26 protein-coding genes are annotated in these 24396 nt (G+C 45.8%); 1 reads left to right on the top strand and 25 read right to left on the bottom strand.

Annotated features, from left to right (window positions below):
- Positions 1-3: 3 nt before the first annotated feature.
- The 14 genes from HMPREF1152_RS07040 to HMPREF1152_RS07105 all read right to left on the bottom strand — a co-directional run bounded on the left by HMPREF1152_RS07040 (position 4) and on the right by HMPREF1152_RS07105 (position 15281).
- Positions 4-408, bottom strand: a complete 405-nt coding sequence (locus HMPREF1152_RS07040; protein WP_009644541.1) for an RrF2 family transcriptional regulator — start codon at positions 406-408, stop codon at positions 4-6.
- Positions 409-714: 306 nt separating this feature from the next.
- Positions 715-2049 carry an MATE family efflux transporter gene (locus HMPREF1152_RS07045; protein WP_009644572.1) on the bottom strand — a complete coding sequence of 445 codons (1335 nt, stop codon included), beginning with the start codon at positions 2047-2049 and terminating at the stop codon, positions 715-717.
- 132 nt (positions 2050-2181) lie between these two features.
- Positions 2182-2976: a hypothetical protein gene (locus HMPREF1152_RS09065; RefSeq protein WP_009644487.1), complete on the bottom strand. Its 795-nt coding sequence runs from the start codon at positions 2974-2976 to the stop codon at positions 2182-2184.
- On the bottom strand, positions 2970-3665 hold the full coding sequence (locus HMPREF1152_RS07055) for an ABC transporter ATP-binding protein (protein ID WP_009644563.1): 696 nt from the start codon (positions 3663-3665) through the stop codon (positions 2970-2972). The genes HMPREF1152_RS09065 and HMPREF1152_RS07055 overlap by 7 nt, the downstream gene beginning before the upstream one ends.
- Positions 3665-4033, bottom strand: coding sequence for a GntR family transcriptional regulator (locus HMPREF1152_RS07060; protein ID WP_009644515.1), 369 nt, complete (start codon positions 4031-4033; stop codon positions 3665-3667). The genes HMPREF1152_RS07055 and HMPREF1152_RS07060 overlap by 1 nt, the downstream gene beginning before the upstream one ends.
- Before the next feature lie 416 nt (positions 4034-4449).
- Positions 4450-5202, bottom strand: a complete 753-nt coding sequence (locus HMPREF1152_RS07065; protein ID WP_009644492.1) for an ABC transporter permease — start codon at positions 5200-5202, stop codon at positions 4450-4452.
- Positions 5195-6052 (bottom strand): ATP-binding cassette domain-containing protein, encoded by an 858-nt coding sequence (locus HMPREF1152_RS07070; protein ID WP_009644556.1) that lies wholly within the window; start codon positions 6050-6052, stop codon positions 5195-5197. Before HMPREF1152_RS07070 ends, HMPREF1152_RS07065 begins: the two co-directional genes overlap by 8 nt.
- Positions 6045-7613, bottom strand: coding sequence for a sensor histidine kinase (locus tag HMPREF1152_RS07075; RefSeq protein WP_009644471.1), 1569 nt, complete (start codon positions 7611-7613; stop codon positions 6045-6047). The genes HMPREF1152_RS07070 and HMPREF1152_RS07075 overlap by 8 nt, the downstream gene beginning before the upstream one ends.
- Positions 7597-8277, bottom strand: a complete 681-nt coding sequence (locus HMPREF1152_RS07080) for a response regulator transcription factor (protein ID WP_009644523.1) — start codon at positions 8275-8277, stop codon at positions 7597-7599. The genes HMPREF1152_RS07075 and HMPREF1152_RS07080 overlap by 17 nt, the downstream gene beginning before the upstream one ends.
- A gap of 200 nt (positions 8278-8477) precedes the next feature.
- Entirely contained in the window at positions 8478-9416 is a 939-nt protein-coding gene (locus HMPREF1152_RS07085) for a TIGR03943 family putative permease subunit (RefSeq protein WP_009644491.1), read from the bottom strand.
- The gene (locus HMPREF1152_RS07090) at positions 9413-10600 is read right to left on the bottom strand and encodes a GTP-binding protein (RefSeq protein ID WP_009644570.1); all 1188 of its coding nucleotides are present in this window, start codon (positions 10598-10600) and stop codon (positions 9413-9415) included. Before HMPREF1152_RS07090 ends, HMPREF1152_RS07085 begins: the two co-directional genes overlap by 4 nt.
- A gap of 379 nt (positions 10601-10979) precedes the next feature.
- The gene (locus tag HMPREF1152_RS07095) at positions 10980-12305 is read right to left on the bottom strand and encodes a replication-associated recombination protein A (protein ID WP_009644481.1); all 1326 of its coding nucleotides are present in this window, start codon (positions 12303-12305) and stop codon (positions 10980-10982) included.
- Positions 12306-12454: 149 nt separating this feature from the next.
- Positions 12455-13627, bottom strand: coding sequence for a SpoIIE family protein phosphatase (locus tag HMPREF1152_RS07100; RefSeq protein ID WP_009644564.1), 1173 nt, complete (start codon positions 13625-13627; stop codon positions 12455-12457).
- Position 13628: 1 nt separating this feature from the next.
- Positions 13629-15281, bottom strand: coding sequence for a [Fe-Fe] hydrogenase large subunit C-terminal domain-containing protein (locus tag HMPREF1152_RS07105; protein ID WP_242822289.1), 1653 nt, complete (start codon positions 15279-15281; stop codon positions 13629-13631).
- A gap of 208 nt (positions 15282-15489) precedes the next feature.
- Between HMPREF1152_RS07105 and HMPREF1152_RS07110 the strand changes: the two genes are divergently transcribed.
- Entirely contained in the window at positions 15490-16317 is an 828-nt protein-coding gene (locus HMPREF1152_RS07110) for a hypothetical protein (protein ID WP_009644551.1), read from the top strand.
- 152 nt (positions 16318-16469) lie between these two features.
- Here the strand turns inward: HMPREF1152_RS07110 and HMPREF1152_RS07115 are convergent, their stop codons facing one another.
- The 11 genes from HMPREF1152_RS07115 to HMPREF1152_RS07155 all read right to left on the bottom strand — a co-directional run bounded on the left by HMPREF1152_RS07115 (position 16470) and on the right by HMPREF1152_RS07155 (position 24223).
- Entirely contained in the window at positions 16470-16667 is a 198-nt protein-coding gene (locus HMPREF1152_RS07115; protein ID WP_009644560.1) for a PTS ascorbate transporter subunit IIC, read from the bottom strand.
- A 105-nt stretch (positions 16668-16772) separates the two neighbouring features.
- On the bottom strand, positions 16773-17765 hold the full coding sequence (locus HMPREF1152_RS07120; RefSeq protein ID WP_009644532.1) for an SPFH domain-containing protein: 993 nt from the start codon (positions 17763-17765) through the stop codon (positions 16773-16775).
- A gap of 281 nt (positions 17766-18046) precedes the next feature.
- Entirely contained in the window at positions 18047-18295 is a 249-nt protein-coding gene (locus tag HMPREF1152_RS07125) for a heavy-metal-associated domain-containing protein (protein WP_009644513.1), read from the bottom strand.
- 51 nt (positions 18296-18346) lie between these two features.
- Positions 18347-18514, bottom strand: coding sequence for a FeoB-associated Cys-rich membrane protein (locus HMPREF1152_RS09395; protein WP_009644522.1), 168 nt, complete (start codon positions 18512-18514; stop codon positions 18347-18349).
- Between the two features lie 203 nt (positions 18515-18717).
- Positions 18718-20874, bottom strand: a complete 2157-nt coding sequence (feoB, locus tag HMPREF1152_RS07130) for a ferrous iron transport protein B (RefSeq protein ID WP_009644573.1) — start codon at positions 20872-20874, stop codon at positions 18718-18720.
- 148 nt (positions 20875-21022) lie between these two features.
- Positions 21023-21253: a FeoA family protein gene (locus HMPREF1152_RS07135; RefSeq protein ID WP_036381889.1), complete on the bottom strand. Its 231-nt coding sequence runs from the start codon at positions 21251-21253 to the stop codon at positions 21023-21025.
- A 69-nt stretch (positions 21254-21322) separates the two neighbouring features.
- Positions 21323-21535 carry a FeoA family protein gene (locus HMPREF1152_RS07140; RefSeq protein WP_009644499.1) on the bottom strand — a complete coding sequence of 71 codons (213 nt, stop codon included), beginning with the start codon at positions 21533-21535 and terminating at the stop codon, positions 21323-21325.
- 338 nt (positions 21536-21873) lie between these two features.
- A complete protein-coding gene (locus tag HMPREF1152_RS09615) occupies positions 21874-22017 on the bottom strand; it encodes a hypothetical protein (RefSeq protein ID WP_009644478.1) in 144 nt (47 codons plus the stop codon).
- Positions 22018-22040: 23 nt separating this feature from the next.
- Positions 22041-23060: a hypothetical protein gene (locus tag HMPREF1152_RS07145; RefSeq protein WP_156791983.1), complete on the bottom strand. Its 1020-nt coding sequence runs from the start codon at positions 23058-23060 to the stop codon at positions 22041-22043.
- Positions 23061-23077: 17 nt separating this feature from the next.
- The gene (locus tag HMPREF1152_RS07150; RefSeq protein ID WP_036381855.1) at positions 23078-23770 is read right to left on the bottom strand and encodes a LytR/AlgR family response regulator transcription factor; all 693 of its coding nucleotides are present in this window, start codon (positions 23768-23770) and stop codon (positions 23078-23080) included.
- Positions 23771-23794: 24 nt separating this feature from the next.
- A complete protein-coding gene (locus tag HMPREF1152_RS07155) occupies positions 23795-24223 on the bottom strand; it encodes an RrF2 family transcriptional regulator (RefSeq protein WP_009644565.1) in 429 nt (142 codons plus the stop codon).
- Positions 24224-24396: the final 173 nt, after the last annotated feature.

Genomic DNA, 24396 nt, shown 5'->3' on the forward strand with positions numbered 1-24396 from the left:
CGTCTATTTTGCAGCGATAATATCTGCCAAAGAGCGGCGCTTGAGATCATTGTTGAGATTGTTCTGTACGCGACAGAACTCAGCATGAATCATGCACGGGCTGTGTCCTGTATTAACCGGACAATTGGAATTACCGCGCAGACATTCGTTTACGAAGGAATTAGGTTCCATTATCTGATATACGTCGAATAATGTAATATCTGTCAGAGGTCTGGTTAGCATATAACCGCCGTTACTCCCGCGCATGCTCTTGACGAGGCCTCCCTTATCTAATTTTCTTGCAACCTTGTAAGCGATCGCTTCGGATATAAATTCTCCTTCTGCCAGCGAGCTTATGCTCGTTGGTATGTCTGTATGCAGGTTTTTAATAACTCTAAGTGCATAATCCGTTTCTCTGTTAAAAAGCATATTCGCCTCTCATTTCCTAATCTTACATGCAGAACACCAAACTGTACCTATACGGTCAAGTGGAAGCGGTGAAAATTTAACACATACATTACAGCACGTGTCAATTGCACATACAGATAATTCAGCTACAATATATTGTTAACACACTGCGAGCAGTTATTCAATAGGATTCCAAGCTTTATACAGTATATTATTTATACACTATTTGCTGCATTTGACAGTATTGAAATGCATAAACATATTATGCTTTGCAATCATGCGGTTTCAAATTAAGGTCGAATTACTTAAGCGGCTTATTACAACCTATCACATATCGTTTAATTCCTCCGAGGCAGCCACGCTTCGTGTCTTCTTATAAATCCGCACTGCGAATATCAAGCATATTGCCTCGGATATGGACAGCGACAGCCAGAGTTTTGACAACCCAAATACAATGCTTATCACCGCTATTGATACGACCAGAGTGACCGTACATCTCATAAGCGAGATTACGACTGCAACTCGGGATCTCTCGAGCGCTGTCAGGTAGCCGGCGATTATAATATTAAGACTAAGTACCGGAAAAGCAACAGCAATAAATCTCAGCGCAGACAAAACGTCATCATTAAGATTGCTGTCACTTCCTACGAACAGAGCTGCAATATGATTGCCGAAGGTCAGTACAAGTATAATTTCAATCACGGATAACGCTATGCCTGTCCTAATCTCATAACCGAATATAGTGTGAAAAGACGCCCTCTCACGGCGACCGTGATAGTAGCTGACAAGCGGCTGCGCGCCTTGGGCGATGCCATTTGCAAGAACAGATGCCAGCAGAATTACGTAAGAAAGGATCGAATAGATTATCAGCTCCCTGTCGTGCAGGAAGGCAGTTATGAAGTTGTTGAAGATGAACGTCACTATGCCGGGCGACATCTCGGTGATACCTGACGGCAAGCCGCACATAAATTCACGGCGAAGCAGGCCCTTGCGAAATCTGAATCGTTTGAATCTAAGCGTCGCTCGGCTGCCGGAAAAGTGAACCAGATATATTGCTATTACGACGGTCTGTGAGAACGATGTCGCGAGGCCGGCTCCCACGATCCCCCAGTCGAGTCGGAATATGGTGTACCAGTCGAGAAAAACATTTAGAATAACCCCCAACGTGACGTATATGGTCGACCGCTCAGGATAGCCGTCCGTCGCAAGCAGCAGCTCGAGGTTGTACGAAACGATAAACGAGAATATAAATGGTACGATTGTCAGCAGGTATTGCTTGACATAAGGAAGAGTTGCGTCCGATGCTCCGAGCAGCCCGGAAAGCGGGTTGATAAATACAAAGATGAGCACGCTGCCTGCTATAGACAACACGAACATCGCTGCAACACTCTCTGTGAAGACCTTTCTTGCCTCTATAGTACGATTTTCACCAAGAAGTCTGGCTACAATAGTTGATGTGCCTACTGCAAAAGTAATGGAAATCGCAAAAAGCAAGGTTACAAACGGCGTAACAATAGAGACGGCTGCAAGAGCCGTCTCGGATACACCGCGAGCTACAAATATTCCATCAACTATGATATACAGGGTGAATATCAGCTGACCTGCCATAGCCGGAACAATGTACCGCAAATATTTTCTAAGTAATGCACTGTCACTATTCAATCCCAGCCATCCTCATATTTATTTGCAATTCTGTCTCATTCTCAAGCTCAAGTGAGAAATATCACTCAAACTGTAGCCCCAGTATACTAATAATTTACCTCAACTGCAATGCAGCTTGTATTTATTTAATTTCTATTCGAGGTTAAATCGTTTCTTCATCAGGTAGTTCGATGTTAGGAAGTAAATTGCGAACTCAGCTGCTTGAACGAGTATCAGGCAGCCTACGCCCCAGAATGAGTAATTAATATCGCTCCCTATTACCTCGGCATTTACCGGAAGATTACCCATTATAAACACGAGAACATATGCCTCCACGATGGAGAACAGCACAAAGAATACGCCCATCAGGATTGCCTTGAACCTGTTAAATTGCGCTCCGACATTCACGCAGGTCAGGAACTTGAGTACAAACCTGGCCGCAGCTACTATTGCCAGTATGATTAATTCCAAAAACATAAACGCAACTTTACCTGCGAGCAATTTGTTTTCATTTATAGCTGTAAATATTGTATTGATCAGATCAATTCCGGTAAACATTTCAACTCCCGGAGATACAGCAAGTATGCCAAGTATTAGCGCAAATAAGCCCAGCACACCGGCAAGGAACACCCATATAGTAGTTGTAATAACCTTGCTCCAGATGTGAGTACTGATTTTTACAGGGAGAGAAAGCGTGAAATACCCCGCATCACCGTAGAAGGCTTTGTAAAATCTGCGGTCTACGATTACTATAAAGGTCATAACAACCACCGCTATGGATGCGACAACATATGCCAAAATAACAACATTAGATACGTAATCGGGAATTCTCCAGGCTCCTCTGGACAGAACCCCTATAATTACCTCCAACGCAAGCCACACCATGTATAATACTCCGAGCTCTTGAAAGAGAGCCTTGAACTCGTATTTCATCAATTTACCTAGCATTTAAAAACCTCCCTGAATAATTTATCGATGCTCTGCCCCTTCTGCTCGCGGAGATTATCTGCAGTTTCATGCACGACTATCTCCCCCTCTTTGATGAAGATTACATCATCGAGTACCGCCTCCACATCAGCAATAAGATGAGTAGAGATGATCACAACCGCCTCCGGATTGTAGTTGCTGATTATCGTCTTGAGTATATAATCTCTTGTTGCCGGATCAACTCCCGCGATAGGTTCATCAAGAAGATAAACCTCAGCCTTACGGGCCATTGTGAGTATAAGCTGTACCTTTTCCTTGGTACCCTTTGACATAGCCTTGAGCTTGAGTCCCGGTTCAATCCCGAGGTCATTGAGCATCGACATCGCATTGAGCTTATCGAAATCAGCAAAGAAGTCCTGATACATCTGAACCAGTCCGCCTGCTGTCATATAATTCGGATATGTGATTCTATCCGGCAGGTAGGCGATATGCGCCTTCGTCTCGGCTCCGGGAGCTTTGCCGTCTATCAGGACTGTGCCCGAGTCAGCTCTGAGCAGTCCCATCAGTGTCTTAATCAGTGTTGTCTTACCGGAACCGTTCGGTCCCATCAGGCCTACTATCTGACCTTTTTCTATGTGCAGCTCCACACCGGACAGGGCCGCCTTGGAACCGTATACCTTGGTTAGATTCTTGATGTCTATTATGCTCATTACTTCTCCTTCCTTAAACAGCCGGTAACCGCCTCAATAATTTCTTTATCGCTCATTCCGATATTTCGTAGCTTCTGAATCATTTCAGCAATATATTCACTTGATAAATTATTGTGTATCTCCTTCAAAACGCTCTCATCCTCCGTTACAAATCTCCCGCTGGTCCTCTCCGTACGCACAAGCCCGCGTCTCTCGAGCTCTGTAAGTGCACGCTGCACTGTATTTGGATTAACGCCTGCCTCAATCGCGACTTCCCTTACCGATGGCAGCTTCTCCCCCGGCAAATAATCCCGCCTGGCAATTCGTATGGTAAGCTCATCGATAATCTGTAGGTATATAGGCATTCCATCAACAAAATTCCAATTCACTAATTTCTCCTTCCTGAATTTATTAAATTCATATGCACCGGATTATAATATACAGCTTTCACGCTTATATGTTCCTCGGCGATGTGTTATTGTATTAATCTATTAATACAATAACACATCGCCGGAAAATTTCAAGCAGAAAATATATGAAAATTTTCTTAAGATAATTTCTATAGCAACAAAAGAATCCTGACAATCGCATAACCGGCGGTTTGTTGATCACCTCGCTACCGCTCGGTAAATCCACTGCTAAAGCAGATACAAAATCCAATTAAATATGCAGGGAACAAAACACTGTTCCCTGCTGTGCGCTTCCATACAAAGCGACATTTCACATTTAATTCAAATATTTTTCGTCCGTGAATGGATATTAATTTTCTTCATATTCATCATATTCACCGAGCTCGTAAAGACTTCTAATTCTTCCGTCCTCTTACCTTAAACGCAATTAACAGGATGGCAACACTTACTGCGGACATAAAGAGCATGGATTGAATAAGCGGCCCGAAATTATATGGTCTCCCCATCCAGAAATCTATATAGTCGTTTCCAAGCTGAGTCGTAGGCAATAAATCCGACAACCATTTAAGCGATTTGGGCAGATCTGATACAGAAATTCCCATATAGCCGCTCAAGATCATCATCGCAAAGTACAGAGCCATGGTAACACCGTACGTTGGGCCGAATTTTCTTATCAGCGTGGCAATTCCGTGAGCTAAAGCCATCAAGATCCCTGAAAGAAAGTATATTCCGAATAACCACAGTGCTCCGGCTGCCAAGGTAGGCTTCTTTAAGTCCATGAAAGGGACCGTTCCCACCAGATATATGGCCACACATAGTGTCAAAAATATCATGTTGGAAACAAGCTTGTTAAGCAATATATCCTTTTCGGAGAAGCCGAACAGAAGGATGCGCTCAGGAACGTTTTTGTCCAACTCATTTGAATATGTAGCCGCATGGCTTAGAAAAATACTTGCCAAAGGGATGAGCATCGCCATTCCGATGAACATGGTAGTTACAACCTCTGACTTATAGCTATCAGGAACATCCTTTAACGCACTTATTCGTATCAAGTGAATTAATGCAACCGGAAATACCGATCCGAAAAATATCGAATATCCGTTATATAGCGTATTTAGAAATTCATATTTAATCGTATACTTATTCATCGTTTCTCCCCGCATTTATAGTCATCATCTCTATATCATTATCGCTTCTTCTGTAATTAATATGGTTTTTTATCAATTTCTCTGTAATCTCAAGCTCTTCCTCCATGCTTGAGCACGAAAGTGCTATATCTTCATCCGAAGAGAAAATCCGCTTGTGATCCTTTGCAATCGCAGAAGCACGTTCCGTATCTTCAAATATCAACACCGCATTCCCGCAATACTTACGAAAAAGCTCTTCCTTTGAACCGTAATCAACAACTCTTCCATCCTTTAAATAAAGTATTTTTGTCGCCAGATTATCCAGCTCTGTATAGTAATGTGATGTTATAAGAAGAGTTGTTTTTCTATCCCTGTACCACTCCACAAGCTTTTCCACCAAGCGCTGGCGGGTTTCAAAGTCAAGACCTGATGTCACTTCGTCAAACATCGCAATCTCGCTGTCCTTACACATTACCAGGATAAGCGTAAGCCTTTGCTTTTGCCCCCCTGAAAGGTGCTTCCACCGCTTCTTTAGGCACTCTTCAAACTCAAAAAACTTAATCATCTCAACGAGCTTGGGATTTTCATTTATTCTGCACCCCATAATCATCTCAATTATTACTCTGATCGGAACAGTTTCTATGTATGAATTCTGCTGCATATGAACAGCGATCTCATTTGATGGAATGCTCAAGGTTATATTCCCCTTATGCGGAACAAGCCCGAGAATACTCCTGAGCAGTGTTGTTTTACCGGCTCCGTTGCTGCCTATAATTCCAACTCTTTCACCGTCCTTAATCTCCACTACCCGGCCGAGATCTACGGCAACCTTATCCTTAAAGCTAACCTTTACATTGTCGAGTCTAATCATCGCTACCTCTTTTCTCTAATACAAACTCCACGCCGTCCTGCACATTCTCACCGCTCAGCTCCATACCAAGCTTTCCGGCAAAATATTTTGCTATATAAAGCCCAAGCCCATGCCCCTTATTGCGTTCGGAACCTTCAGCCTCAACACTTGTCACAAACGGCTCGAATATATTTTCGACAATAGTCTCTTCGATATGCCCCGGCTGATTAAAAACAGTAATTCGTGTCTTTTCTACCGTAACCTTCACGCTTCCGTTTTCCTTCGTATGATTTATTCCGTTCGTAACCAGGTTTTCCAGTATTTTTTTGAGCATCATAGTGTTGCTCTGCCAGCAAATATCTCCTCCTGATGCTTCAAGCTGTATAGCAATCCCCTTTAAATCAGCGTTAATACGGTTTTTACCTATGATTTCCCGGCAAAGGCTCATCATCTCAATCGGTTCAATCTCATTATTATCAGCTATACCGTTGATATTTGAAGTTTCATCAATTATGCTCATCATTTCCTTGAGCTGGGATTTGACCTCCGGCAAATATATATCTCTGTTTCCAAATTTGCCGATATTACCGATCATCCCGTCCACAAGAAGCATCGATGCTGCGATAGGTGTTTTCAGTTGATGTGATGTAGCACGCATGTACACTTCCTTCCGCTTATTCTCTTCCTCAAGCTCATTAACTGCCTGCGCCTGTTTTTCATAAAGGAGATTTAGGGCTGCAGTCAAATCGGCAATTTCATCTTTCCCTGAGATTTCCAGCGGAGCAAGATTATCGGATGAAGAATACATCCTTTTTTCGGCATCCATCGATAGTTTTTTTATCGGTTCAACGATTTTTTTGGAATAAATCGCCGAAACTCCGAACGCCAATATTATCATAAATAAGGCAAGCATAGGCATTGAACCGTATAGCACAGGTAATATCTCCTTTGCAGTCGGTGTCATCACGCTGTTTGCCATGATTAAGGTGTTATCTCCCTTATTTGTTACTCCCACAAAATACGTGTAGCTCGTGCCGGAATAACGACTTTGTACACTGAACTCTCCTATTCCTATGCCACCGCTGAAATAATGAAGCTTCCGCCCCTTTGCTTCAAACTGAGCTGAATTTCCTTCAAGATTAATATCTATTTTGAAATTTTTCTTAATTTCACCTGTATTTTCAGAAAGGATTGAAGATAGAACAGGCTTGAATTCCCGGAATAACGCTTTGCTGTTTTTTGCGTCATTTTCGTCCACAGCTCTTATTTTATCTATAAGCATTTTTGCTGACGGGCTCGTAAATTCAACATGTCCGTCAAACCCCGCTCCGGTAACCTTAATTGAGTAACCATGCTTGGGAACAACTATTCCCAGCATAGTCGAGTCACCTATGCCCGTGCTTTTCAAGGATTCATGCTCTTTAAAGTACTCCATGGCCGTCCTTGAATTCTGCAAATTCTGCTTCCCCTTATAGTCCATATACATTGATGGCATCAGAAAAATCATATAAGAAAATATAACTATTCCCATTATTAAAGAGATTATGACACTGTATAAAAATGTCTTACTTCCCAATTTCATCTTCTTTTCTCCACCTGTATCCAAGTCCTATAACGGTTTCAATATAGTCAAAGGGCAGCTTCTTTCTTAGATTTTTGACATGAGCATCTATAATTCTGTCGTTCGCAATATAATCCTCATCAAATATTTTATTTATCAGCTGATCTCTGCTGAAGACTCTTCCCGGGCTGTCTCTCAAGGTCTTCATCAGAACAAACTCACTCACGGTCAATCTCAAATTTTTCCTGTTGTAATAAGCTCTAAATTCTTCCTCGTCGACTACGAATCCATGCTCCATTTCAGAAGAAATACTCTTCCCGGTCCTTCTCAGGACAGCTTCTATCCGTTTTATCAGAATTATCGGAGAAGCCGGCTTCGTGACGTAATCATCAGCAAGGAAATTAAATGCTTCCAATTGCGTATTGATATCGTCATATGCAGTGAGCATTATAGCCCCTACGTCGTCACCCGGTCTCGCCTTGACGGCTTCCAGAACCTCGAGCCCGCTTGCCCCCGGCACCCTGACATCCAGAACAGCGATTTCGAACTGACCGCCCTCTGCCACAAACTTTATGGCGTTGTCTCCTCTATCAAAGGGGATTACCTCATAGCCTGCTACTGCCATGTACTCCGATAATACCTCGCGAATCATTTTTTCATCTTCCAGGAAAAGTATCTTTGCCATACGTATGTCCTTTCTTTCCTCCGGTTATACAGTAATCCCGCCGTATGAATCTGATATGAATTTACCTTGCACATTATTTATTATACACTCGCCGAAAAATAGCAAAAGAAAAACCTCTCCCCTCGGAATCGAATTGAGGTGACCTCAAAATTCTGACAGAAGAGGTGTATTTAGTTGTTTAGAATGTTCCGATCTGAATCCTAGAACGTAGCAACCTCCGGATTGCACGGCTCACAAGCTTCCACTGACTTGCAGTACAGTACAGGCCCCTTCTCTCCGTAGGCATCTACAAATTCTATTCTGACCTTGGCCTTGATCTGAACCCACGCACCGTTCTTGAAATCATCAATCCTGTCATAGATACCCAGAAGAGCCGCGAATTGTATATCCTCAACGCAGCATGTCATCAGATGACGTCCGAATCCGAACTGTCCGTGTTTCATATCTCCGCCTTTGACCACTCTGCCCTTGATAACTATGCTCTTGTTGCTGTAATCGTCCTGGTTCTCGTTGATGTCGCGGTACCAATCCGCATACATATCATCGGCAACCTCGACAGTGCTCGCTTTCTTGTCGAACGGCAACTCATCAACTATGTCGTCGACCTCAATATCGTTAGGTCCGAACTCATATACTATCTGTGAGCGACGGTTTGCGACGCGCACCTCCTTGTGAAAAGGGAGCTTGTCGTTATCCTTTTTGAACCTGTTGAACACGACAAGCTCTGCATTCTGCATCTTGTTGAAGCACAGCTGTCTCATGTTCTTGTTATACAGGTCAAACATCGTGGCATCAAAGAATGTCATCTCCTGCGCGATGACCCAATTGCGAGGCATATTCTCAAACAGCGTCTGCGTCATCCACATACCGTTATATTCCACCAGCACTCTATTAAGTAAGTATTTGGATGCAATGCCGTTGAGCCGAGCTTCTGTCAGGTCGCTCTCCTTCTCGATTCTCTCGATAAAAACCTTGTCCGCAAACTTGCTCTCATCGTAGGCTACTTCACCTGATTCGCAGACTAGAAGCAGTGTATTCGCACCTTCCCCGAACTCCGGCGTTGCCAATGTGTCCTGAATAAAGGTCGATTTACCAGCACCTAGAAATCCTGTAAATAAATATACCGGTTTTTCCCTCATATTCCAAACAACTCCTTAATCTTATCCTTGTTGAGTCCTACTCCGATCACGCATATTACACCGGTTGCTTCGGCCTCGCCCGCTACTCTGATCTCAGGCTCGCCCGGCACGTAGTCAAATTCATACCATTCGCCATCTGTGCCTGCTACAAAGCCTTTTGCCCTCAGAACCTGTCCGCATAGTTCGGGGTCCATAAGTCCTGCCAGAGCCTGTTCCAGCCGGTCTCTCGTGAAGCGATGTGCGGTCTCAACGCCCATCTCATCAAACACTTCGTCGGCGTGGTGGCCGTGGTGATGGTGCTCATGTCCGCACTCGCGGTCGTGATCGTCATGGTGATGATGGTGCTCGTGTCCGCACTCGCGGTCGTGATCGTCGTGGTGATGGTGGTGCTCGTGTCCGCACTCGCGGTCGTGATCGTCATGGTGATGGTGGTGCTCGTGTCCGCACTCGTGGTCGTGATCGTCATGGTGATGGTGGTGCTCGTGTCCGCACTCGTGGTCGTGATCATCGTGGTGATGGTGCTCTGCCTCGTGCTCAGCCTGCTCTCTATATGCTTCCTCTCTCAGATGATCCAGCTCTGCCGAGAGGGTTCTTTTCTGCTCCATTATCTCGAGAATCTTGGCTCCATCGATGTCCTTCCAATCTGTAGTAACGATGGAAGCCTCCTTGTTATGCTCACGCAGCAACGCGATGCACTTATCGATATCATCCTGTGACAGGCCTGCTGTGTGGCTGAGGATAATCGAGCTTGCATGCTCCACCTGGTTCTCGTAGAACTCACCGAAGTTGCTCATATACATATCGGCCTTCCCGGCATCTACGACAGTCGTGAATCCATTGAGCTCTATCTTGTCATTGCCGAGATCCTGGACGGCAATAATTACGTCTGACAGCTTGCCGACACCGGATGGCTCGATGAGAATTCTTTCCGGATTGTACTTCTCGATAACCTCGTTAAGAGCCTTGCCGAAATCACCTACCAGAGTGCAGCAGATACAGCCCGCATTCATCTGATTGATCTGAATTCCTGTATTCTGCAGAAATCCCTTATCTACACCAATCTCCCCAAACTCGTTCTCGATCAGAACAATCTTGTCTGTATCGTAAGCTTCCTCGATAAGCTTTCTGATAAGAGTTGTCTTTCCGGCTCCCAGAAATCCCGAGAAAATATCAACTTTTGTCATATCCCTCAATCCTTTCTATTCGTAAATTTTCAGGTAAATCTTAATCTTATACCCGCTGCTCAGCCGGTAGCCGTGCAGCGTGCGTAATTAGTCTTATGCCATTAGAGTATCCGCTGCAATTTAAAGTACGTGATAACTAACCGCACGACGGAATTATATCACATAAAGCCAACTCTTTTTGTCACTGCTGTGTTTTATTTCTCGAAAATATCAGCCATCCGCCTCGCCCATGCCGTTGCAGATGGCTGCTTATATCGTATTATTACGACTTCCTGCGCAGTTCCTCGACAAGCACCGGAATTGAGGGATACACGTTTATCTTTACCTCTTCCGACTTCCTGCGCAGTTCCTTAACAAGCCGTGCTTCAGTGCCCGTCACCTACTTGTGAGTCTTCTTCCAGGCCTTGATGCTATTGAGCCTCTCCTTAAATCTGCCCTCAACACCCTGCTCAGTCGGCTTGTAGTATTCACGCCCCGTCAGTGAGTCGGGCAGACACTGCATGGCGGTTATCTTATCCTCGTAGTCATGCGCATACTTATACCCCTTGCCGTAGCCGAGTCCCTTCATCAGCGATGTCGGCGCATTCCTGATATTCATCGGAACCGGTTCCGCCATGTGCTCCTGAGCATCGTCCCTGGCGGCAAAATACGCCACCTCCATCGCATTGGACTTAGGTGCCAGCGCCATGTATATGACAGCCTGCGTCAGATGCACCGAGCACTCAGGCATTCCTATAAAATGGCAGGCCTGATAGGCCGCTATCGCTATCTCAAGTGCCCGAGGATCCGCAAGTCCGACATCCTCCGAAGCGAATCTGGTAACGCGTCTGGCGACATACAGCGGGTCTTCACCTGCCTCCAGCATGCGAGCCAGCCAGTATACGGCAGCGTCCGCATCGGAGTTTCTCATGGATTTATGCAGAGCGGAGATAATGTTGTAATGCTCCTCTCCATCCTTATCGTATAGCAATGACTTCCTGGAAATACACTGTTCCAGCGTTTCCATCGTGATGTCGATCGTCCCATCCGGCTGCACATCACCATTTAGAACGACCATCTCAAGAGTCGTCAGTGAGCTTCTGGCATCGCCGTTAGCAAACTCAGCAATCATATGCAGCATATCATCGGTGATATTGACACGCTCACTTCCGTATCCCCTGGGGTCGGCGATTGCGCGCTTGAGCAGCTGCTCTATATCATCGGTTTCGAGAGCCTTGAGGACGAATACCTTGCACCTGGACAGCAAAGCGCCGTTAACCTCAAAGGACGGATTCTCAGTGGTAGCGCCTATGAGCGTGATGCTCCCCTTCTCTACAAACGGCAGGAAAGCATCCTGCTGAGCCTTGTTGAATCTGTGAATCTCGTCGATAAACACTATGGTCTTCTCGCCGAATCTCGCGTATCGGTCAGCCTGCTGCATGACGTTGCGAATTTCCTTGATACCGCTGGTAACAGCGGAAAAGGTGATGAAATTCGCCTTGGTCTTACCTGCGATTATCTGCGCAAGGGTAGTCTTTCCGACTCCCGGCGGTCCCCAGAATATCATCGAAGGAACCTTATCGGATTCAATTAACCGGCTCAAAATCTTGCCCTCTCCTATGAGGTGCTGCTGACCCGCAAACTCACTGAGATTCTTAGGTCTCATGCGCGCAGCTAGCGGTTCATCATTGCTCTTGTCTTTTTCAAATATTGAAATCTGTTCCATTAACTATACCCTTTTCCTGCCTGATATACTTTACAGTTCGTGGCCTCATATGCCTGCCTCGTCCGGTTCACCGCGTTGCTCCCTTTTCGTACACTCCCTGTACTGCGCTTTCTTTGCCAAGCTGAATATTTCAAACGAAAAGTGCCGGTCTAAAAGTAGCTGACCTTGACACGCTTTCCCATCTTTTTGAGAGATGCGGACAGCTCCTCTATCATGTTCATCTTGACACTGAAATTGAGTGGCATCTCTGCTTCCTGGTGAGCCGGGTTTACCGCTCTTCCGACAAAGAAGTTGATGTCGGTCGCCTCTTCAAAAAGTATACGGCTGATAAGAGAGGATGCGTCGTGCGAAACACTCCACTCGGCGAAGCCTTCGTCGTTTGCGAGATAATCACGGGCATTCTTAACGACGTGATCTATGGTTACGATACCCTCGGTGACGAGGTCAACACCCTCAATCTCGGAGATTGGCGGTCCACCGACCTTGCCATTTACCCTGCCGGTCTTGATAGGCCTGCCCAGGAAGGCGGATGCAATCGATGCGGTCGTACCTCCGCAGATAATGTGCTTACCTGCCTTGGAGAAGAACAGCGACATCATGCGGTCACAGTCATCTCGGCTGGTAGGAGGTCCAAACAGCAGGTTGACCTGCGCACGTTTGATAACCCTGATGATGCAGGCAGTGGCATCGTCGATCGGCTTGCCACCATAGAGCTTGTTGCATTCCTCGACGAGAATTGTTGCCAAGGTCTTGGCAGGATAACCGACCGGTGCGATGGTCTCCATAAACGAAGCGATGTCAGCCTCGGTCCAGTCCTTGTTGTACGAGAGATCGATGTTAGCTCCGGGACAGCCGTCGCTCATGGCTATAAACATGTCATCTTCCTGCAGCTTAATCTCCGAGCGATAGATTTTCTTACCGTCTATAACATGTTCTATCATTTCATAGTCGGTTGCGGCAAAATCTCTGATGAGTATTACGCGAGGGTTCTCGTACTGGATCAGTTCCAGCGATTCGTTATCCTTGATATGCATAATCGTAAAGGTTGAATACGCTACGTCATATTCCGAGCTGATTGGAAGTGTCGCCGCTATAGTGTGCACACATTCCTCGAGCGGCATACCCTCAGCCATCATAGTGGAGATGATTTTGGAGGTGAGAGTAGATAGGATGCTCGCCTTTACTCCGCTTCGCAGGCCGTCGGCAAGAACTATGATTCTGTCGCCATTCTCCTGCTGCGCAACCGCTACCGTATCTCCGCATAGCTGTTCACCGTAGTGATTAATACTCTTGTATCCAATGTCTATACTGAGATCGTTCATACTAATCCTCCATCGTATCCTTGAGCTTGGTCAACGCTATCTTGGTCTCGGCGGTGGTCTCTCCGAGGAGCGACGCTATCTCCTGTACGATACGCATCTGCTTCTCGACCATCTGATCCGCAATCGCTGTCGTCTGCTGCATTATCTGCGCTTTTTTATTGCGTTCCCTGGCCTCATCGCTGACATCGTCAAGCAGGCAGATCAGCATATGATACTTATTGTCATACAAAATTGTCTGTTCCACATACTTGTCATACTCGGCGAGATATGAACACTGGAACGTGCTCTTTTTGGTCTGCAGCACGTCCATAAAAGGCTTAGGTTCGAGCAGCGTCACTATCTGTGCGCCAAATACATCCTGTGGTCTCCTGATATTCATTATCTTGCATGCCGCAGGATTGATCTCCTGCACCTCAAGTCTCTCATTGAGCACGATGAGTCCGTTAGGAGCGTTGTCGAACAGTATGTCCGAGAAATCCTCTGATTTCTTGGCGAGCAGTGGCTGACAGATCTCGATTACCGCCTTGTTCTGATACACGGCAATAGCCTTCTCACGGCAGGTGTCATATCCGCACATACCGCAGTTCAGCTCGTCGGCAGGTCTGGTCTTGCCCATATTAGCCATAATCTCACGAATCTTGCGTTCGTTAGGCATCGGCATCATGCCCTTCATAATCTCAAAGCTGCGAGTTATCTCGCCTAGCTCCGGTTGCTCTATATCAAAGTGCTCATCGCCGGCATATCGGCTTACAGCCTTGTAGTTTCTAACCGGATTGTTGTGAAGCTTCTCTATCGTCGGACCACCCACGCAGCCGCCGGAACATGCCCACATCTCGATAAAGCACTGTTCCATCTCGCCATTTGCGATGTCCTCGAGTGCATCGATGCATTTGTCAGGGCCATCCACCGTGAGGTAAGCGTAGCCTGCGGACTTCTTATCCATGCACCTAATGATACCGCCGGCAGCTGCAAACAGTCGCTCCTTGGACTGCTTGCACTCGTCCGTTCCCTTGTGAATCTCCAAGCTATGAGCGATAAGCAGCTCGTCGAACTCCTCGTATGTGAGTACGGCATCTACTGTCGACCCGTGACGATTCGCCTCGTCCTTGCGAGCAATGCAAGGACCAACGTATACAATCTTGGCTTCCGGCTCACGCTTCCTGATGTCAGCGCAGTGAATCTGTACCGGTGACATGGCGTTGGACAGATTGCCGATGAGATCCGGGTAATGCTTCTGAATCATGAGATTGACAGACGGACAACACGATGATATTACCACGCTCATGCGCTCATCCTTGATGACATCCTCATACTCGCGTTTTACCACGACGCCGAACGGTGCAGTCTCTTCTGCACTCACGAAGCCCAGCTCTTTGGCTGTTTCAGACATCGTCTCGATTCCCGTTCCATCGTAATATGCGACGAAGGACGGATCGACGCTCAGATATACAGGTCGGTCGCCCTCAAGCAGCATCTCAACCTTCTCAACCTCGCTGAGGATCTTTTGAGCATCCTGCGGACAGACCACATAACACTGTCCGCACAGAACGCATTCATCGGCGATGACGTGGGCAAGATTGCCGGAGAACCTGATTGACTGCACGGGGCAGTGTCTGACGCACTTATAGCAGTTCTTGCAGTTTGATTTTTTCAAAAATAAAGGATGAGCCATTTAATTACCCTCGCTTTTCTTCAAAATATATTCATTAGCAGTCGCGGTCGCGACCATTCATACTTTTTCATACCTGTATTTATCATATCCCAATTTGTTCGTTTACAAAAGGCGGTATTTCAGATAAGATTATTTCATGTGGATATATGCTGATGTGATATCGCAAATTTACCATCCATGGAGAGAATGTATGGATTCTGCAAGTTCAGTATGGAAACGATTGACCATTCGACTGTTCAATCGCAAGTCTATAACGAATTACATAATAATAATCATCTGCTCCGGCGCTATCGCCTTTGGCCTGACGCAATACACGCCGTCGGTCGACCGCATGCGTGCCAAGGCGCTGAGCATCATCAGCAAGATGGACACGTCCGAGTATTTCAAGGAAGATATCGGCACGGTCAACAAGATCAAGCGCGACTACGAGGACAAGCTCAAGCAGCAGGTGCTCAAACAGGATTTAGGGAAGACAGTATCCGGATTCAACAAGGACGTAGCTAAGGTCAAGACTAAGTCGGCGATGATCAAGGATCTGCTCGATAAGCTCAACAAGTACAAAAAGGACATCTACAGCGATGAGGACAAGGAATCGGCGAAGGAGCTAATCCACAAGTTCAAGGTAGGAGCTAAGGAGGACAGTACCAAGGACGCTCTTGAATCCAGATACCTCGATATCGAAGAACAGATTCTCAAGTTCAAGACTGTCAAGCAGCACGAGGAGGAAGAAGCTCGCAAGGTCAAGATTGCAGCCAGATGGACTATAAAGGATTCAGAAGAATATCCTTTCAAGCTCAGCCCGGATGGAAGCTTCATCATGCCGATAGACATGAACGGTTCGCACGGTTATCTCACAGGCAAGTGGGAGCTGGATAACACAACTGTTACTGTGCATATCACCAAAAACACAATTGACGAAGGGTACAAACCATACGACTGGGTGTTCAACTACAACGAGGATTCGGACACTCTGGTCGGCACAGGTCAGTTCGCGGGCTGGACCTATACTAAATACTAGAGTCGGCGCCGTCACGCAAATCAATATTCAACGGGATCGATTGCACGGCGAGTGCATTCTGAATATTGACATATTGACATAATGGAGAGTTATATGATTATAGGACAAAAATAGTTGATAAAAGGCGGATGCTGTTACCCATCCGCCTTTCACTATTCAATATCAACGTCGAGAGGCTTATCTATCTCCTCTCCGACATACTTACCGTTCTTGCGGCGCTGCCGGACACACTCCGACAACAGATATTCGATTTGACCGTTAACAGAGCGAAAATCGTCCTCTGCCCAAGCCTGAATATCCTTGAACAGCTTTTCCGATATTCTGAGTGGTATTTGTTTCTTATTCGCCATTAGGTTTGTCCACGTCCATTAATATAATCTTCTTTTCATTGTAATACAATTCTACGAAATTATCTGCTATTCTAATCCCTTAACTTCCGAATTTCGTGTTTATTTTTAATACAATGAGCCGGAATTAACTATCGGTTGCGCATCGTGATTGCCGCACAGCACGACCATCAGATTTGACACCATGGCAGCCTTACGCTCCTCATCCAGCTCGACAATTCCGTCCTCATTGAGCTTCTCGAGTGCGAGCTTGACCATGCCGACAGCTCCATCCACTATCATCGCTCTAGCATCGACAACTGCGCTTGCCTGTTGTCTCTGCAGCATTACCGCTGCGATTTCCGGAGCATATGCGAGGTATGTGATACGAGCTTCTATAATCTCGATTCCGGCCTCTACCACCCGCTCCTGTATGTCGTTCTTGATTCGCTCTGCAACTACATCACTGGATCCGCGAAGGGAGCCTTCATCAGCCATACCGTCGCCGGTAGTATCGATATTGGGAGCTGCGTCATATGGATAAAGCCTTACAACATTTCGGAGAGCAGAATCACTCTGTAGCGACAGGTACTCTTTGAAGTTGTCTACGTTAAATACCGCCTTCGTAGTATCTGTAACTCTCCACATGACAGCAATTCCTATCTCAACAGGATTGCCGAGTGCATCGTTAATCTTCTGAACCGCATTATTAAGTGTCATAATTTTGAGCGAAATCCTCTTGCCGGAGGTTGTATCCGACTCACCGCTACCGACACCCAGCTTGCCTTTAGGGCTTATGTCTCCCGATTGACCCAGCCTGGTATTAGCAGCTGGATTAAATGCGGAGCAGAACGGATTGACATAATAGAAGCCTTCGCCTTTGAGCGTTCCGTAGTACTTTCCAAACAATGTAAGAACCAGTGCTTCCTGTGGCTTGAGGGTTCTGAAGCCTGCGAATAACAACAGTCCGAAGATTATATATGCTATACATATTGCCATCACTGCCAAATTATCACTCATCGCTGATTTCAGCAACATAAATACTGACACCGCATATAGAGCGAGCAGGATAACGAGCATCAACATCCCGTGCTTCTTATTGGTCAAAACTTTCTCTTCCATCGGAGTTCCTCCTTTAACTATGATTAATTGCAAATCATTTTCTTACCTGATGGTTATATGATATCATTTTAATATCATATGTCAATAGAACTTCCGGAAAAGCCCCGAAAATACCCTCTGACCTATTTCTTGCATTTCTTACAGAGCTCCGGCTATCTACCGACGTGACATTTCCGACTGCCGGAGCACTGCGGCTCACGAAATGTTTTTGCTCGAAAAAGGCACACCAGCATTAGCTGATGCGCCTCTTATAGTCGTCAGTTCAGAATCTAATCACAGTCCTATAAGCCAAACAGCCCTTTCTTGACATAAGCTTCCGACTGCATATCAGTAACCTTATAACCCATCTGTCCCAGCTCATAGGTTAACTCGGCTCTTGGAAGCTCATCCGGTGAAACGATAACACAGTCACCCTTTACGTGAGAAGCTTTGACCTTCTTGACCTTAAAATTCTTTCTGATTATATCGCTGACATGGGTCTCGCACATGTTGCACTGCATGCCATCTATCTTGACAGTAGTCTTAATCATGCTGCACACCCCCTATCCGCTGCATTTCTTCGTTAATATCTATGCCAGGCATTATTCCATATCACGCTTCTGTGGCAGGCTGCATCCCGAACAGCCTGAACAGCTGCCTCCGCAACCGCAGCCGGTAATACCGGCCTTGTGCTTTTTAACCATGTCTCTAACAATCAGGAACGCAATCACGGCGATTGCAGCGATGATAATTATATCTACTACTCTCATATCTCTACCTCCTTATTGATATTCTAGCCTTTATATGTGATGTCTCTAAGTTTATTTGAAGAAGCTGATCAGAACTCTAATAGCGATCACAAAAGCTACTACAACCAATCCGAGCACAATTATATCTGCAATATTCATAATTACCCTCTCTAATAACGCAGCTTGAGCAAGCATACCTGCACGCTCAAGCTGTCATTAATATGCTACTTATTCTCTGTAAGCGGCTCCAGCATAACCTTCTTGTTTGGATCCGGTCTGAACAGCAGATACAGGATTGCGATAGCAATTACACCCGCGATGATAGTCCAGATGCTGAATGCAACCTGCCCTATAGCGAGTCCGATCAGCTGATATACCATCAGTGCAATTAAGTATGCCGATACATTCTGGAATATGATTGTAAACCAGAAATATCTCCTGTTGTTCATTTCCTTTGCAACCGTCGAAATAGCGGCGAGGCACGGAGAATCGAACATATTGAACATAAGGAACGAAACAGCTGCTATTGAAGTTGGGAAGAACGAATCAAACGCTGTCCTCATCGATACCTCATAGCCTTCTATTTCACCCAATCCGGAAAGAACGCCCATCGTTGAAACAATTCCTTCCTTGGCAACGAAGCCGGAGATTGAGCTTGCCACTGCCTGCCATGTTCCAAACCCAAGCGGTGCAAAGATGAAGGCAAGTCCTCTACCGATTGTTGCCATAAGGCTATCGTCGGGATCAACTGCTCCGAATGAACCGTTGTGGAAACCATAGCTGGATAGCACCCACATTACTACTACGCAGAGGAAAAGGATTGTTCCCGCCTTCTTGACAAACGCCCATACTCTTTCCCATACGTGAATCAAAACGCCTTTAACCGATGGTAGATGGTAATTAGGCAGCTCCATAATGAATGGTGCGGGATCACCTGCAAATGACTTTGTCTTCTTGAGGATGATGCATGAGCAAATAACTACAAGAATGCCTGCAAAGTACATCATAGGTGCAATCCACCATTTTCCGCCCACCAGATAGGCTGAAATAGCTGCGATTACCGGAAGCTTAGCTCCGCATGGAATAGATGTTGTCGTCATCATCGTCATTCGACGATCCTTTTCGTTTTCGATGGTTCTGGTCGCCATGATTCCCGGAACACCGCAGCCGGAAGATATGAGGAACGGAATAAAGGATTTACCCGAAAGACCGAATCTTCTGAAAATTCTATCCATGATGAACGCAACTCTGGCCATGTATCCGCAATCCTCCAGGATCGAAAGGAACAGGAATACGCAAGCCATCTGCGGCGTGAATCCGAGCACTGTACCGATACCGTTGATGATACCGTCAACTACCAGGGAAACGATCCAAGCCGAAACGCCGAGGTGCTCGAGCCCGCTTCTGGCCCCGGGGATTACCCACTCGCCAAACAGTGTATCGTTAGCCCAGTCAGTTGCAGGTGTACCAATCTTGGTCAGAGCCAAATAGTAAACTATAAACATGACTGCTACAAAGATCGGCAACGCCAGGATTCTGTTAGTAACGATTCTATCAATCTTATCGGAAGTCGACAGCTTCTCGCGATTAGCTTTCTTGGTGATTGCCTTAGGAGCTACCTTGTTGATATATGCATATCTCTGGTTGATGATGATGCTCTCCGCATCGTCATCCATTTCCTTCTCACAATCTGCAATATGCTCCTCAATGTGCTTGTTGAGGTCTGCATCCAGTGCCAGCTCCTCGACAACCTTCTCATCCCTCTCGAACAGTTTGATTGCATACCATCTGAGATTTTCCTTGCTAACGATATTCTCGATGGATTCCTCAATATGCGCAATCGCATGCTCTACAGAGCCGTTGAACACGTGAGGTCTCTCCCCCGGCTTGTGAGACTCTGCTGCAGCCAGTGCGCTCTTGATCAACTCGCCGGCTCCGGTTCCCTTGAGAGCACTGATTGGAAGCACCGGGCATCCGAGCTCCTCGCTAAGCTTGTCCAGCTTGATGGTATCTCCGGCCTTCTCCACGAGGTCCATCATGTTAACTGCGATTACTACAGGGATGCTGAGCTCCAGCAGCTGAGTTGTAAGGTATAGGTTTCTCTCGAGATTCGTTCCGTCAATGATGTTGATGATAGCATCCGGCTTCTCATTGACGAGGTAGTTCCTGGAAACAACCTCCTCTAGTGTGTATGGCGACAACGAGTAGATACCGGGCAGGTCCTGAATAATAACCTCCTTGTGTCCACGAAGCTTACCGTCTTTCTTCTCTACTGTTACACCCGGCCAGTTACCAACGTACTGAGCGGAACCTGTCAGATCATTAAATAGTGTGGTTTTACCACAGTTAGGATTACCCGCGAGGGCGATCTTAAGTGACATGTTAGTACACTCCTTTCATGGTACTTAATAATAAATATAAGTAGTTAACTTGAACTAATCGGATTTTAAAAAAAATATGTGCCTAATGAAGTCTCTCGGTCAAGGGTTGTTATCTTAATCAACGACTCTTAGGCTCATCTCACCCGGCTTAGCCCTCGGTTTCAACATCGATTAGCGCTGCATCAGCCTTTCTTACGGAAAGCTCATAGCCTCTAACTGTCAGCTCGATTGGATCACCCAGAGGCGCAACCTTTCTAACAAAAAGGTCAGTGCCCTTAGTCAGGCCCATGTCCATGATTCTGCGCTTTACTGCGCCGGCACCGTTGATCTTCTTAATAGTGGCCGTCTTACCTACTTTGACATTATTAAGAGTTGTCATCTGACTTGCCATTTTGTTATCCTCCTTAATAAAATAATATGTAATGCTGAAGAATTAGTGCTAGCCGTGCTAGATCATAATTCGTCTTGCCATAGTCTCATTCAGCGCAATCCTTGAACCGTGAACCTGCAGTATCACGTTACCTTCGTATGCACTGACTACCTTAACATTCGCATCTACTACAAAACCGAGTTCCGCGAGATGCTGTCTAATAGCGTCATTACCTGTAATCTTGCGCACTGTCACAAGTTCTCCTGCTTTAGCTAGCGTGATTGGTATCATATCGTGCATCTCCTTCACTAATTTAATTTAAAATACGCGGCAAATAACCGCGTTGTCAGTTATATAGCCAACACCGTGTTAAGTGTTTTTAACTTAAATTAGTGTACATTAACTGTTTTGTTTTGTCAATCAGTTTGGTTGCTTTAATTGAAATTCAAATTCATTTTCAACATAAAATGGTTGTGATATTTCGTCACAACCATTCTCTCTGCACTTAAATTTTACAAGCTTTATAATAACTCTCTCTATTTCCTGTGATTTGCGCATGGATTGCCCCTATATGTTATGTGCGGGCATACTAAATCCATCTCCAAATACGCAACCTCATGTTATCCTGTCTAGCGCTTTTTCTTAGCCTGCTCGATTTCATCGCGAGTTGTAATTCCTCCAAATCCATCGATATTGTCTACCTTCTTTTTCGTATAGAACTTTATGGCTACCAGTATAGCCAATACAACCCACACGATAAACCTATAATTCATAAGTGTCACCTCTCATCTGAGCTTTAGTGATGTAAGGCCTTACTCAGCTTAGCTGCCTTGAGCTTCTTATACCACAGCAGCAGTTGAATATCAGATATAATCAGCACAAGCAGCCAAATCGAACCTGCTCCTGCGCCGGCTGTTGCTGCATTTGCCGCTACTGTAAGCGCGCGGTCGCCTGCATCGTCAGCACCTCTTCCGGCCTTTCCCGCTGCAGCGTAATTATCTGACGGGCTGCTCCTGTCAACATTACCGGCCTGTTCATGTGCGTCTCTGTTTATGACAGCATCAGCGCCATCGGCGAAAGCAGTCGCTGCGTCGACAGTCGGATTTCCACCATTATGCGGAACATTGCCGCTCGGCTTACCTGCATGTGGCTGAGTCGACTCCTGATGTCCGGGGTTAGAGCCGGGCTGCGGATTGTCGTTACTGCCATTTCCACCATTTCCAATTGTGACACGCGTTGTCACAGAATTTGTAAAGTCCGAATTGTCCGCTATCTCCAGCGTATATGTTCCCAGCAGCTGCTCCGGGTTAAGCTGGGATGTTCCATCAATTCTGGCAAAATAATCTCTGCCAAGCACAATATCCAAATTATCCGGCAGTCCTCCATCCAGCGAATAAAATGTCATGCACTTGTTGGCTATATATTCCAGAGCCTGATCACTATCCATCCCGCTTATCTCCTCGGGATATATTAATTGAGCTCGCAGAGTATATCCAACCTTATACTCAACTCCGTTGTTCGTAACTGTCAGTGTGTGCTTTTCATTATTGGGCGCGGCAGGTATTTTCACCGTTGCAGGTCTACCAAAAGGCTCTGCTACCCCTGCTCTATTCGGCTGTGAAATGTCACTTGCCGCGTTCGCAGATAAAGTATTATCCTTTGTGGTGTTTATAGCGGCATTGTCCGCATTTCCCCGCGATACTGTTCCGCTAAACGCACTTACAGCAGCACCGGACATAGCGGTTATAGTGCAGACCGCAGCAACTATGACAGCCACACCCGCCATCATAAGCTTCCTAATATTTTTTTTGTTCAATTCTTTCCTCAACATAACTAGTCTTCTTTTATCTTCTTGATATAATTTCTACCCGCCGGAAGCACCGTTCCATCGCGGAGTGTCACATCACGCATTGTCATCTTAGAGACGTAGTCTTGATTAACAAGATACGCTCTATGAATCCTGATGAAATTCTTGCCCTCCAGTTCCTCACTCAGCTTAGCTAGCGGCGAATAGAAGCTGAAGGTTGAATCGTCATAATAAACGGTTGTCAACCTCTTATACACTTCAAAATATCTAATTGACGCTACATCAATGACGCGCGTCTCACCGGCACATCGAAGGATAATAACAGCTCCTGTGCGTTCTTTCCTGCGCACCAGGAAATGCTTCAGTACGTCGTCGAACCTCGCCGGCGTCGTCTTTCCTTTTACAAGATATGCCAGCGCTTCATAATCGTACCCGTTAATAGCATAATCAATTGTGCTCGAGAAGAACACAATCTCACCGGTATAGTTCATCTCGCGGAGACTCTTTGCAACTGTGATACCATCAACATCAGGCATCACAATATCTAAAAATATAAGGTCTACTTCGTTTTCAAGATCAGGAAATTTAAAGAGCAGCTCTTTACCGGATGCAAACTCCCGCACTTCTAATCCTTCATCAAAATAATCCTCATGGAGTAGCAGTTGCTTATAGCACAACTCGCGCTCCCGGGCGTTGTCATCACAAATTAATACATACATAATCAAGCGTTACCCCACCTAACACTAGATAATATAGTTGTCAGCAGCGTCCTCCTCCATTAAGTCAGCTATAGTTATTCCATCCAAATACTCGTTAATTATCCTGTCGAGTTCGTTCCACATCGGTCTCGTACGACACTCGGCAGCCCTGTCACACCTGCAGTCAGTCACATCCAGACAGGCAACCGGCGCAAGCGTGCCCTCTGTAAGCCGAAGAATATCACCAACACGATAATCGGCCGGCTCTCTATTGAGCTTATAGCCGCCGCCTTTTCCGTGCTGTCCGTCAAGCAACCCCGACTTCGTCAGCGCCTGCATGATTTTTGTCATGTACTTGAGTGAAACCTCCTGTCTGTCGGCAATTTCCTTCATAGGAATAAATTTGCCATGCCTATGCTCAGCCAAATCAATCATTACTCTTATCGCATATCTTCCCCTTGTTGAAACTAACACAGCCTCCTCCCAGCATATACAGTTCTCTATATTCTACATTAACTTGCTAATAAACGCAAAAAAGGAGCGGTAATTGCGATGCCGCTCCTCATTCAATTGTTTGTTCCGCTTGTTACAGTATGTTTATTACAGCATATGAAGCCATTCCTGACTAAGCTGTCTTGCCTTTTCAC

The sequence above is a fragment of the Mogibacterium sp. CM50 genome (assembly GCF_000293155.1).
Taxonomy (GTDB): Bacteria; Bacillota; Clostridia; order Peptostreptococcales; family Anaerovoracaceae; genus Mogibacterium; species Mogibacterium timidum.

Excerpts from the sequence above, each read along its gene's own strand:
- HMPREF1152_RS07125 (WP_009644513.1), bottom strand. The coding sequence starts at position 18,295 with ATGATTAAGACTACTGTCAAGATAGATGGCATGCAGTGCAACATGTGC.
- HMPREF1152_RS09065 (WP_009644487.1), bottom strand. The coding sequence starts at position 2,976 with ATGCTAGGTAAATTGATGAAATACGAGTTCAAGGCTCTCTTTCAAGAG.
- HMPREF1152_RS07100 (WP_009644564.1), bottom strand. The coding sequence starts at position 13,627 with ATGAACGATCTCAGTATAGACATTGGATACAAGAGTATTAATCACTAC.
- HMPREF1152_RS07065 (WP_009644492.1), bottom strand. The coding sequence starts at position 5,202 with ATGAATAAGTATACGATTAAATATGAATTTCTAAATACGCTATATAAC.
- HMPREF1152_RS07140 (WP_009644499.1), bottom strand. The coding sequence starts at position 21,535 with ATGATACCAATCACGCTAGCTAAAGCAGGAGAACTTGTGACAGTGCGC.
- HMPREF1152_RS07120 (WP_009644532.1), bottom strand. The coding sequence starts at position 17,765 with ATGGAAGAGAAAGTTTTGACCAATAAGAAGCACGGGATGTTGATGCTC.
- HMPREF1152_RS07075 (WP_009644471.1), bottom strand. The coding sequence starts at position 7,613 with ATGAAATTGGGAAGTAAGACATTTTTATACAGTGTCATAATCTCTTTA.
- HMPREF1152_RS09395 (WP_009644522.1), bottom strand. The coding sequence starts at position 18,514 with ATGAGAGTAGTAGATATAATTATCATCGCTGCAATCGCCGTGATTGCG.
- HMPREF1152_RS07055 (WP_009644563.1), bottom strand. The coding sequence starts at position 3,665 with ATGAGCATAATAGACATCAAGAATCTAACCAAGGTATACGGTTCCAAG.
- HMPREF1152_RS09615 (WP_009644478.1), bottom strand. The coding sequence starts at position 22,017 with ATGAATTATAGGTTTATCGTGTGGGTTGTATTGGCTATACTGGTAGCC.
- HMPREF1152_RS07085 (WP_009644491.1), bottom strand. The coding sequence starts at position 9,416 with ATGAGGGAAAAACCGGTATATTTATTTACAGGATTTCTAGGTGCTGGT.
- feoB (WP_009644573.1), bottom strand. The coding sequence starts at position 20,874 with ATGTCACTTAAGATCGCCCTCGCGGGTAATCCTAACTGTGGTAAAACC.
- HMPREF1152_RS07150 (WP_036381855.1), bottom strand. The coding sequence starts at position 23,770 with ATGTATGTATTAATTTGTGATGACAACGCCCGGGAGCGCGAGTTGTGC.
- HMPREF1152_RS07080 (WP_009644523.1), bottom strand. The coding sequence starts at position 8,277 with ATGGCAAAGATACTTTTCCTGGAAGATGAAAAAATGATTCGCGAGGTA.
- HMPREF1152_RS07040 (WP_009644541.1), bottom strand. The coding sequence starts at position 408 with ATGCTTTTTAACAGAGAAACGGATTATGCACTTAGAGTTATTAAAAAC.
- HMPREF1152_RS07110 (WP_009644551.1), top strand. The coding sequence starts at position 15,490 with ATGGATTCTGCAAGTTCAGTATGGAAACGATTGACCATTCGACTGTTC.
- HMPREF1152_RS07115 (WP_009644560.1), bottom strand. The coding sequence starts at position 16,667 with ATGGCGAATAAGAAACAAATACCACTCAGAATATCGGAAAAGCTGTTC.
- HMPREF1152_RS07135 (WP_036381889.1), bottom strand. The coding sequence starts at position 21,253 with ATGACAACTCTTAATAATGTCAAAGTAGGTAAGACGGCCACTATTAAG.
- HMPREF1152_RS07070 (WP_009644556.1), bottom strand. The coding sequence starts at position 6,052 with ATGATTAGACTCGACAATGTAAAGGTTAGCTTTAAGGATAAGGTTGCC.
- HMPREF1152_RS07090 (WP_009644570.1), bottom strand. The coding sequence starts at position 10,600 with ATGACAAAAGTTGATATTTTCTCGGGATTTCTGGGAGCCGGAAAGACA.
- HMPREF1152_RS07095 (WP_009644481.1), bottom strand. The coding sequence starts at position 12,305 with ATGGAACAGATTTCAATATTTGAAAAAGACAAGAGCAATGATGAACCG.